The organism is Exiguobacterium sp. s133 (genome assembly GCF_018618595.1).
Lineage (GTDB): Bacteria > Bacillota > Bacilli > Exiguobacteriales > Exiguobacteriaceae > Exiguobacterium_A > Exiguobacterium_A oxidotolerans.
On sequence record NZ_JACSMK010000002.1, the window covers coordinates 410,749 to 421,266 of the forward strand.

Consider the following 10,518-nt stretch of genomic DNA (forward strand, 5'->3'; position numbering starts at 1 on the left):
ATCCATTTCTGAATTGAGGGTCCGTGTCGTGATTAGTTTAATCCGAGAAGAACTGCTTTCTCGTAACCACCAGTCAAGACAGAGTTGTCATACGACTGAAGATCTTTGTTGACTGTGATGACGTTCGACAATGTTTTGATCGTCCCTGCTGGAACTTTGATTTTCACGATGTCGAGTCCGTTTGATACGTTGTTATCCGAGTCAGCAAGCGAGATGCTCGTGCCGACCGGAAGGGCTTTTCCATTGAAGATGTATTGCGCCGTGCTCGTCGCATCATACATACCTGCGTACTGGACGCCTTCAGAGAACTTGATGCGGATGACGTCTTTTTCATCCTTCGCGTTCGCTGTCACTTTTTCGATTTCGAATGGTGAAGCGACCGGTGTGACAGGTGTTTTCATGAGTTTGAAGTCATGTGTCGCTGTCGCAACTGTGTTACCGACATCATCTGAAAGTGATTTAACGACGACTTTCCAGTCTTCGCCGTACCCTTTCATGTCGACGAGATACTGGAGACTCTCGTTCGCTTTAACACGGAAGTTCTTATCTGTTGTATCTGTATATCCGACAACCGAACCGTCGACTGTGACGATTTTGCCGTCTTTGTTTTTCCCGATGAATTCAACCGTCGTCTTCGGCGGGTTGACTAAGCCGTCAGCATTTTCGAGTGGTGTATCTGCTTGATCTTTCCCAAGCAATTTCACCGGCTCACTCATCATGACGTGGAAGTCTGTTGACATCATCACACGATCGATTGCTGTGATTTCAGCACTCTTCACATCCGGAGTGTTGAGTGGCGATCCGTCATAGTTCAAGTCGAGTGCAAGGGCATCGTTTTTCTCACCGTTCGCTTCTGCCTGGATCGCACCTTTTTCGAGCGTGATTTTGAACTTATCGTTGTAGTAGTTCTCTTTCGTATTGACGGTATCGTAGATGACTGTCCAGTCTTGTTTCATCTCGACAACCGCTTCGCCAGTCATTGCATCATACGATGTCACTTCAGCATATTCGCTGATGTCTTCGTATTTTTTAGATGTTGAGTTGTAGCGTTCGAGCTTCATTTTCGAACCATACAGAGCTTCGATGTCTGCTTTTTTCAGGTTCTTGCTGAACATGACGCGGAACTGCTCAGGCGACTCGACGACGACGCCAGCTGTCGGTTTGACTGTATCTGCTGCGACTGTGAAGTCGAGGTTTTGTGTCGTACCGATGTTCATTTCATCCGAACGCGCTGCGAAGTCCATCGTATCCCATACTTGAAGTGAATGTTTGCCGGCTGCGAAGTAGCCTTCTTTCACTCCTGGGTAGTTGTCGTTCAACATGATTTTGACTGTATCGCGACGATCGACACCCATTTTGTTATCGAAGCCGTAAGGAATGACAGTGAAGTACTTACCACCATACTGGCCATCGATTTTAAAGTTCGCTGTATCGATTGCTTCAGAGAATTTCACTTCGAGTTGGTTCAAGCCAATTGCTTTGACAGACGTTACTTCAGCAGGACGTGCATCCGTTAACTTGAAGCTCGCTTTTGATTTCACTTCTGTATCCGTGTTACTCGTGATTTTCGCTACCACTTTAACAACTGCGTTGTCTTGAAGTGGTGTTTCTTTATCAAGAATCAATTCGAACGCTTTTGGATTCGAAGGAATCGCTTTGACGCCGATGACATTTTTCATACCATCGAATTGTTCGATTTGAATGTTGTCGTTCGCCATATACTCTTCTTCATGAAGCGAAGGACGGACTTTATCGAGTCCGAACGATTTGAGGAGTAACTCACGCGAGACGGCTTTATCAAGGAAGATCGTGATGCGATCTGCTTGATTCGATTCCGCTGCGAGCATGTTGATCATTTCAATCGGAGCCGGCGTGACGGCGATCGTGCTGAACTTGACTTTCGCTTCACCAGAAATCTTACCGATGAGGTTTTTGTAGTCGCCGTTCGCTGTTTCGATGATTTCCGCGCTGATCATCGCATCGAGGTCCGTGTTGCTGAACTCAGATGTGAGGATGACCGTTGCTTTCCCGTCCTGGATCGTTACACGTTCTTTTGAAAGTGCACCGAATGACGTTGATAATTTAAGAACGATGTCGTCTGCGTTCATGTCGACTTCACCTGTCGCTTTGTTCTTGAGTAAGAACGTCACTTCCGTGTTGTCGCCACCGTTCGCAACGATTGTCGATGCTTTTGGTGAGACTTCAAGCATCCAGATGTTTTCAACACCTTGTGTCATGAAGCTCATTGAACCGAGGTCACGCGCGACGCCACCGATCATGATGTTTTTCGCATCGACCGTGTAGTCTTTATCATACTCAAGACCTGATACTTCAAGAACCGCTGATTTCTTGTCAGCACTGAGTGCCGCTGAAGTAACCGTTCCACCTGCGATTTTGAAGTTGTCGGCTGAGACACCATCAACGGCACGTGAGAAGGAGACTTCGACTTTTTCTTTGCCCATTGCTTTAGCAGATGTCAACATCGTCTTCGCGACTGTGAATTCCATTGCCGGAGACTTCATATCACCGACTTTAACGACGTAACTGTGTGTCCCTTCAGGAATACCAGATTGGGAAGCCATGAATTTACCGTCTTTAAGCATCCCTTTCGCGACGATCGGTGTCGCTGACATGTCTTTACCAGGGTAAATCATGAGTTCTGCCATCGCGTCAGCTGAAGCATACATGACGTCCGCTTTAACAGAAAGTGTCTGATCATCAACGCTTCCCATGACGTTCGAGATGTCGGCCGCTTTGACTTCATACTTGATTGAACCGGTTACGACTGAGTTTGCCCCTTTGTACGTATAGGCGATTTTATAGTTACCCGGTTTAGAAGTATCCGGTGTTTTGATGTTGAATTTACTGATTGGACGCTTGACGATGATTCCTGATTTGTAGCGGATGCTGATCGTGCTCGGAAGCACGACTTTTTCGCCGACAGCGACTGGTGCGAGTTCTGGTTCGAGGACGTCGACTGGATAGTTTTGAAGTTCGACTTTGAGGATGGCTTTTTTCGTCGTTCCGGCGACTTTACCGTAGAGGACTTGATATTTGTTGATGTATTTTTTCTCGAACTTGATCGAACCGCTCCATTTGACAGAGCGCATTTCGTATTTACCGTTTGAAAGTTTGACTTTGACTTTCGTCGGTAAGACTAATTTCTTAGTCGCATACTTCGAACCACCTGCATGCTTCATCAAGATGGGAGAGATGTATTTAACAGAGACCTTCGAAGCTGCGTCAGCAGCAACCGGTGCGACGACAGATGCCGTGACTGCGAGGGCAGCGGCAGCAGCGTACAATTTGTTCGATTTTTTCGTGTGAGCCATTTTTACGATTCCTCCTCTTATCTTTCAATACCAAATGTGACAACCCCAACTAGATAACCTACATTTTAAGTAAAATATTTCAATATATTTACTTAAAAACACGTAGTAATTCTCTATTCTTCTTTGGAGGAGTACGTTCTGTTTCACACGTCGACCTTCGCCTAACGTCGAGGCGATCGTCAGTGATTCATATGTATCCAGTTCGGGATGAACAAGAGAAAACTGTTGGAATTGCTTTATTCAAGCAATTCCCCGTGCTGTAGGTCCGTGCTCCTTCTCACTGCCTAATATACGTGAGTAAGTGAGCTACAGGTCAAATATACAAAACTCAGAATCAGAGGACAATAGGTTTTATGTAAAAAAAAGGGGAATAGTAGTAACCTGATAAATATATTAATAGGTTGTATATGGAAATTAAAAATCTGAACTCCCTTAGATTTGAAAACGCTTACAAAATTAAAAAACACCACTCTCCCTTGTCAAATAAATAGCGAGGGTCGCAGACGAAGATGAACCTTTAAACGTAGCCACGCTCCCGCTGGTTTTCAGAACACGAGCGTGACCCGCTTTTGTCTCAATCTCGTCCGTACTACATCCGCTTCCGGTTTCTGACGTCCATCGCCTCCAAAAAATCCGTCCGATCGAACTGATGTCGCGAATCCGCCATGACTTCAATCCGTTCACCGACTCGTCGGAGCTGAATCGGTAAGCCACGCCCGATCCAGTCCAGTTGCCGCTGCAACAAATGACGCGCCCGCTTCGTCTTTCGTTCCGCTTCGACGAACTGACGGATGTATTGCAAGACATACCCGAATCCAAACTCGATCGGAATCCGGAGCTCGACGCCGTCGTCCGTCACCCGAATCAACCCCGCGCCGTAATGAATCGCCCGCGACCACTCCTCGTCGACATGCTGCTCCCACCCGTTCATCAACGGTACGGTCTCAAGCTTTCCTTTAGGTCCACTCGGTTGCACCGTGAAATACTCAATTTTCATCATCCGTCTCCTCCACAAAAAAAATAGGATGAACCCACTGATGGATTCACCCTATATAACAGGTCAGTTAGATGGATTGTTCGAAAATGTGTGGTGCGGTCGCCCGATGCCTTCATACTGGACGCCACCCGGTGCCTCGAGATGTTGCCAGCAGTTCCGTCCGTCAATCAAACGCGGCGTCTGCATGTGTTCCTGCAAGAGTTGCGGTGAGACGTACTTGATGTCATCCCATTCCGTCATGATGACGGCGACGTCCGCTCCCGCCACTGCTTCAGCCATCGTCTTTTTTTGGTCGAGCAGGGTCTTCGCTGCCGGGTCATAGCCTGTCACCTTCAACCCAAGCTGTTGCAGGCGTTCGGCCAATCGTAACGCCGGTGCGTCCCGTAAATCATCCGTGCCCGGTTTAAAGGCAAGTCCGAGCAGGGCGACATGCATGTCACGCTCGGGACGAATCTTTTCGAGCACGTATGCGAGCTGGGCTTCATTCGTCCGGTCCGCTGCTTCGATGACGTGAAGGTGCGTATCATGTGTGCGTGCAAGTGTCGTCAAGGCTTTGATGTCTTTCGGGAAACAGGATCCGCCGTAGCCAGCCCCTGCCCGGAGAAAGGCTGGACCAATCCGTGGATCAAGACCGATCCCGTGGGCGATGTCGTCGACGTTCGCCCCGACCTGGTCGGCAAGCCGGGCGATTTCATTGATGAAGCTGATTTTGACGGCCAGGAAACTATTTGCCGCGTACTTCGTCAATTCTGCTGTCGTCGGATCGACATGGACGACCGGTGCGTCCGTCGTCTTGAGTAATTCCTCGAGCCGGGGCGCAAGTAGCGCGTCACGCGTCCCGATGACAATCCGGCTCGGTTGACGCATATCGGCGAGTGCCGTTCCTTCCCGCAAAAATTCCGGGACCATCGCGAAGCGGAGGGACGGATGCTCCGTACTCAACCGTTCCGTCGTCCCCGGAGGAACGGTCGATTTCAAGACGACCGATGCGCCGGGACTGATTGATTCAATCAACCGGACGACGGCTTCGACGGCTGAAAGATCGCAACTGCCATCTGCCCGTTCCGGTGTACCGACGGCGACGAGGTAGAGGTCCGAGACCGGGTACTCCGTCGTGAAGGTCAATCGACTTTGATTTTTCTCGAGTGCCTCGTCTATCCCTTGCTCCGTAATTGGCGCGATACCTCGTTTAAGCTGTTCCATCCGTTCTTTATTTAAATCGACACATGTCACTTCATGTCCCGCGTCCGCTAGTCCAATCGCTGTCACAAGACCGACATAACCGGTCCCAATCACCGTTAGATGCATGCAATCACTTCCTTCGTTAGTTTCTCTGTCTTCACTATACGGGAGGAAGAAAGATTTGTGCATCGAAAAAGCTTTTCGAATACGCTATACTAGTCATGGGAATGGGAGGAATGTCCGTGGCGATTATCATCTTTTGCCTCGTCTGTCTCTTCGCATATCGTATCCGGAAGCTTCCTGAAGCGATCCGGACGATCTTACTCATCCTCGGGTTATTCAGTGGATGGTTCGCGCTGTTTGAGATCATCAGTTATCTAGAAGCCAATCCGTATCTAGCCGCGATTCCAATCACACTCGGACTCGGATATTGGTACTGGCGCCGTAAGAAAAAACAAAAAACCACCACACCGCCATCGTCCTCATGATGGACTAGCCTGCCGGCAAAGCTCACGAGCTCGTGAACTTTGTCTTTTTTTCGTCAAAAAAGACTACCTCATGTGTAGAAGGTAGTCTTTCCTGCTTATAAACCGTTCGCTTTATGCTCGAGTGCTGCGATTTTTTCGTCAACATCCAGCAACTTCAGTTCATGTTCAAGCTCAAGGCGACGTTTTTTACGTTTGAGCTGACTGATTTGTTCAGCAATTGATTCAGCCGTCGCTTCCTGTTTGGGTGGCACCGACTCGCTTTGCGTCTGATCCATCGATTGACGGAGTGGGTCGAACAAGTTCGATTTCGCAAACTTCGCTGCTTCCGGACCAAACATGTCATTGATGATCGGGAGGATTTTATTCATCGCCGTCCCCGGGATTTGTGACTTTTCATCGACCAGTCGTTTCAGCGCCAGTTCATCGACCAAGTAACCTTTTCCATCCTGTTCCGCATGCAATTCGCCTGTCCGGATCCAGCGACGGACCGTTTCTTCCGATACACGTAATAATTCACTGATTTGTTTCGTCGTTAACATCGTCATCCCTCTTTCTGTTCATTTGATACTACAACTATACACACGTGTGTGCGTGTGTGTCAACCGATGCACACATGAAAAAGCCTTCTGAACATAATCATTCAGAAGGCTTTCATTTTTAACCGTTTCGGCGTAAGAGGAACCACAGTCCGACAACTGCAAGTCCGGCACCTGTCGCAGCAAACGGGAATGGTGTTTCTTCCCCTGCTTGCGGCAACGTTCCAGACATTTTGGTCGAACGGGTCACGTCCGGCGTCTGCTCCGTTTTCGCTTTGACCGGCGTCGGTTTCGCTTGTTCGACCGGTTCAGCACGGACGACTTCAGCCGCCAAGAAAAATCCGAGCGTGTCTTCCGTCATCGTAAAGGTGGCTTCGACCGGCTTTCGTTTGAACAACTTCATGAATTCCTCGAGCTCCGGGAATTCTTCGTCGAGTTCTTCACCCTGATCTTCAGCCATCGCTTTCATGTCCGCTTTCGTGATGGCACCTGAAAAATCTTCGAAGTCAAGCAACGCATCCAAATCCAAATAATGCATCGCTTTTACAAGATACCCTGATTTCACTTCTGTTTTAACCAAGTACGTCCCTGGTTCGAGTTCAATCATCATTGCTTCATTCGCACCGACTGTTTCTTTGTAGACATCTTCTCCGGTAATCGTGTCCGTCACCGTATACGTCGCAGGCACGCCCGTTTCTGTATAGCCCGGTCGTTGATTCGCATCCGCGTCAAAGAAGTTTGTGACGAGCAAGAGGTTTGAGAAGTCTTCTTCTTCCTCACCGCCATACAGCCCTGCATCAATCTCTGCCGTTTGACCGGCTTTCAGCCTTAAATAAAGGTAACCGTCCTCTTCATCTAAATCCGAATCGATCAGTCGGTCGTCACCGACGTTTTGAGGCGAGTTGTAGTAATACCCCATGTCAAATCCGTCCATCTCGACGTCGTACTCACCCGGCTTCAGGTTCGAGAACGTGTAGCGGCCTTCCTTCGTATACACTTCGTCGACGACATCTTCATCATGATTCAACAGCAATACAGGAATATCATCGAGTAACAACTCGCCACTTTGACGAATCCCGTCCATGTTCTCGTCATACCAGACGGTTCCACTGATTGTTCCCGTTGTTGCTTTGACAGGCTTTTCTTTTGTTGGTTCTTCTTTAGTCGGCTCTTCTTTTGTTGGCTCTTCTGTTACTGGTTCCTCAGTCGCCGGCTCTTTCGTCGCAGGATCGACTTGTGGTTCTTCTGTTGTCGGTTCTTCCGCTGCCGGTTCTTCTGTCACGACACGTCCGAACTCGACGAGAATGTTCTTCGATTGATCGACCGCAATGATATTGATCGTCGGTGCCGTTTCAGCCGTGAACGTCACGACCGGCGTTTTCGCGATATCGATGTTTTTCCCCGTCACTTCGCCTTCGAAGACGAGTGTCGTTTCTGATTCGAGATCGACGAGTCCTTCCCCTGTAAAGGTAAGGGTGTACGGATTCGTCCCCGTTCCCGTGACATCCCAACTCACCGGTGCTGCTTGTACCGGAAGGATGACACTAAAGCTCAGTACCAGTGCAATAAGAGACATGCTAAGTTTTTGCATTATGTAAGTATTCGCTCCATTCTAAAAATATGTTCTGCCTAAATTTTAAACAATACAGGAAAAATAAACCACCTAAAACTTTAAATTGCATTATCTTTTTTTCAAAAAAAAAAGAGACTGCCCCTTCCCTTCAGGAAGAAAGCAGTCCCGTTCACTCGACTTTTAGACGAGTCGCTCGCAAGCTGTCGCGCACGCTTCACACGCTTCAGCACATTTTTGACAATGGTCATGATCATGTCCGGCACATTCTTTCGCACACGCACGACAAATCTCGATACAGGCTTTCGCGAGTACAGATAGGTTCGAGCTGTTTCGAGCAATCGCTTGACTGAGCAGACCACATATATCGGCACAATCCCGATCGAGTCGGATACAGCCCGCCATGTGCGCGACGTGTTCCTCATTCAAACAGGCATCGAAGCACGCGTTGCAGGCCATGATGCAAGCATTCAGTTCTGTTAAGACAGCTTGATGGTTTTCAGACATCATCCAAGTCCTCCCTATACGTATAGTAGGTACTACTCTTATTTAGTTTCCCTAACATCTTCATCACAAACATCAAAAAAGAAGCATGCGAGAACCGGGGAATCCAAGTGGCTCTCGTATGCTTCTCATTTGGTTTAACGGACGATTTCGAGCGGAATCTCAATGCCACGCCCGGCTCCCGCATCAATAATCAACACAGGGAGTCGTTCTTCATCAAAGATATCCTCTTCAATCGTCGTATCTGCCGTATAGGTCCGAACTTCGCCCATCTTCTTCGCTTCGAACGAGACGAACGGGAACGGAATCGATTGATTGGCGACATCGAGTCGGATGTCGACTTGTTGATCGTCAAGACGAATGTCATTCGCCGTTCGAATCGTCAAGCGCATCCGGTCCTTTTCCGTCAAGGAGACTTGAGCGGAAATGTTTTCCGTTTGTCCGGCACGTTTGACAGGATCAATGAAGACCGTCGGGGAAGCCGTCTTCACCACGTCAGCACGCTGACAACCCGGAATGATGAGTAAGGATATAGCAAGGGGGATCAACCAGCGTTTCATCAGCAGGTCACTTAATCGCGAAAGTTAGTTCAGCAGTACAGGCGACTTCCCCATCGACCGTAGCTGTAGCACGCCCTTTACCGATCGGTCCACGCAGTTTCGTCAATTCGACTTCCAGTCGGAGCTGATCACCGGGTACGACTTGACGTTTGAAACGGCAATTTTCAATACCTGCGAAAAATGCGAGTTTTCCTTGGTTTTGTTCCATTTTCAGTACAGCGAATGCACCGACTTGCGCTAACGCCTCGACGATCAGTACGCCAGGCATGACATTGTAATCCGGAAAATGGCCATTGAAGAATTCTTCATTCGCCGTGACGTTCTTGATGCCGACCGCTCGTTCACCTTCCTCGACTTCAAGAATCCGATCAACGAGTAAAAACGGGTAACGGTGCGGAATCACTTCTTTTATCTGTTCAATCGTATACATATCTACAGCTCCAATCACTGATTAATCTAAGATTTCATCCAAAAATCGGTGATGCGGGTCCACGTATCGAGCTTCAATACATCCATCGCTTCGCCACCACCAAACGTCGCGTATCCAACCATCGCGCCTACGACGAGTGCAATCACGACGAGAACCAATACAATCAGTAATCGTACAAGAATCGGTACACGACGAGAGGAATACTCGCGAAGACGTTTACGCTGCTTCTGCTCCGGGTTTTCTTGATGTTCCTGATTCGGCTCTTTTTGATGCCGTTTCAGACGTTCACGTGTCGGTTGACCCGTTCCTGCTTGGTTTTGTACCATCTTGATCACCTTTCATTGAGTCAGTCTAAAGAACAGTATAGCACATTAGTACCTGGTATTAAATAGTTCCGATTTAGCTACAAGTTTGCTCTTTTTCCAAGTGTAACATGAGGAATCAAACAACATATAAAAAAATTTCGCATTGTGTATATAAGGAAAGAAAAAACACTTCCCCATATTTTTCGATATTCTTTCACAAATTTTAAATCCAATTCATATCCTTGCGCGTAAGCTACACAGAACGGCAAACAGAACGACTACTGAAACGCATCAAAATTACGTTTTAAGATTTTTTCAACTTTTTAAAACTTTTTTAAATCCAAATGCCTCACTCCTTCGTAGGCTTTTCAGAAGGATGAAACAGAAACTACCAAAACTACTAAAAATTGAGAGGAATGATTACAGATGAAACATACTAAAAAATTCGCAGCATCAGCAATGGCAGCAGCACTCGTATTACCAGGAACGGCGGCATTCGCATCAGGCGGCGCATCGGACGACACGATGATGCATGAGGACAAAGCAAAAAACGTCACGGTCAAAACGAAAGCAGCAGATCTTCGTGCGACACTCGACCAATTGCTTTCTGAGCA

General features: G+C 47.9%; 10 protein-coding genes and 1 pseudogene. 2 read left to right on the plus strand and 9 right to left on the minus strand.

Features of this window, described 5'->3' with window-relative positions:
• Positions 1-32: 32 nt before the first annotated feature.
• From KNP96_RS04555 to KNP96_RS04565, 3 genes are all read right to left on the minus strand, one after another.
• Positions 33-3,332 (minus strand): hypothetical protein, encoded by a 3,300-nt coding sequence (locus KNP96_RS04555; protein ID WP_214769041.1) that lies wholly within the window; start codon positions 3,330-3,332, stop codon positions 33-35.
• Positions 3,333-3,921: 589 nt separating this feature from the next.
• Complete coding sequence (locus KNP96_RS04560; protein ID WP_214769043.1) at positions 3,922-4,329, minus strand: hypothetical protein; 408 nt, start codon at positions 4,327-4,329, stop codon at positions 3,922-3,924.
• 63 nt (positions 4,330-4,392) lie between these two features.
• Complete coding sequence (locus KNP96_RS04565; RefSeq protein ID WP_214769045.1) at positions 4,393-5,637, minus strand: UDP-glucose dehydrogenase family protein; 1,245 nt, start codon at positions 5,635-5,637, stop codon at positions 4,393-4,395.
• A 110-nt stretch (positions 5,638-5,747) separates the two neighbouring features.
• On the opposite strand from KNP96_RS04565, the gene KNP96_RS04570 reads away from it, so the two are divergent.
• Positions 5,748-5,999, plus strand: coding sequence for a hypothetical protein (locus KNP96_RS04570; RefSeq protein ID WP_251135715.1), 252 nt, complete (start codon positions 5,748-5,750; stop codon positions 5,997-5,999).
• A 95-nt stretch (positions 6,000-6,094) separates the two neighbouring features.
• On the opposite strand, the gene KNP96_RS04575 is transcribed toward KNP96_RS04570, so the two are convergent.
• The 6 genes from KNP96_RS04575 to KNP96_RS04600 form a co-directional block, all read right to left on the minus strand.
• The gene (locus KNP96_RS04575; RefSeq protein WP_088837940.1) at positions 6,095-6,538 is read right to left on the minus strand and encodes a helix-turn-helix domain-containing protein; all 444 of its coding nucleotides are present in this window, start codon (positions 6,536-6,538) and stop codon (positions 6,095-6,097) included.
• A 118-nt stretch (positions 6,539-6,656) separates the two neighbouring features.
• Positions 6,657-8,126, minus strand: coding sequence for an SdrD B-like domain-containing protein (locus tag KNP96_RS04580; RefSeq protein WP_214769049.1), 1,470 nt, complete (start codon positions 8,124-8,126; stop codon positions 6,657-6,659).
• Positions 8,127-8,288: 162 nt separating this feature from the next.
• Positions 8,289-8,615 carry a four-helix bundle copper-binding protein gene (locus tag KNP96_RS04585; protein ID WP_214769051.1) on the minus strand — a complete coding sequence of 109 codons (327 nt, stop codon included), beginning with the start codon at positions 8,613-8,615 and terminating at the stop codon, positions 8,289-8,291.
• Positions 8,616-8,746: 131 nt separating this feature from the next.
• Positions 8,747-9,169, minus strand: a complete 423-nt coding sequence (locus KNP96_RS04590; RefSeq protein ID WP_088837943.1) for a hypothetical protein — start codon at positions 9,167-9,169, stop codon at positions 8,747-8,749.
• A gap of 7 nt (positions 9,170-9,176) precedes the next feature.
• Positions 9,177-9,599: a 3-hydroxyacyl-ACP dehydratase FabZ gene (gene fabZ / locus KNP96_RS04595; RefSeq protein WP_088837944.1), complete on the minus strand. Its 423-nt coding sequence runs from the start codon at positions 9,597-9,599 to the stop codon at positions 9,177-9,179.
• A gap of 26 nt (positions 9,600-9,625) precedes the next feature.
• Entirely contained in the window at positions 9,626-9,925 is a 300-nt protein-coding gene (locus tag KNP96_RS04600; protein WP_214769052.1) for a DNA-directed RNA polymerase subunit beta, read from the minus strand.
• A 405-nt stretch (positions 9,926-10,330) separates the two neighbouring features.
• On the opposite strand from KNP96_RS04600, the pseudogene KNP96_RS04605 reads away from it, so the two are divergent.
• A pseudogene (locus KNP96_RS04605) lies at positions 10,331-10,518 on the plus strand (copper amine oxidase); the annotation flags it as partial.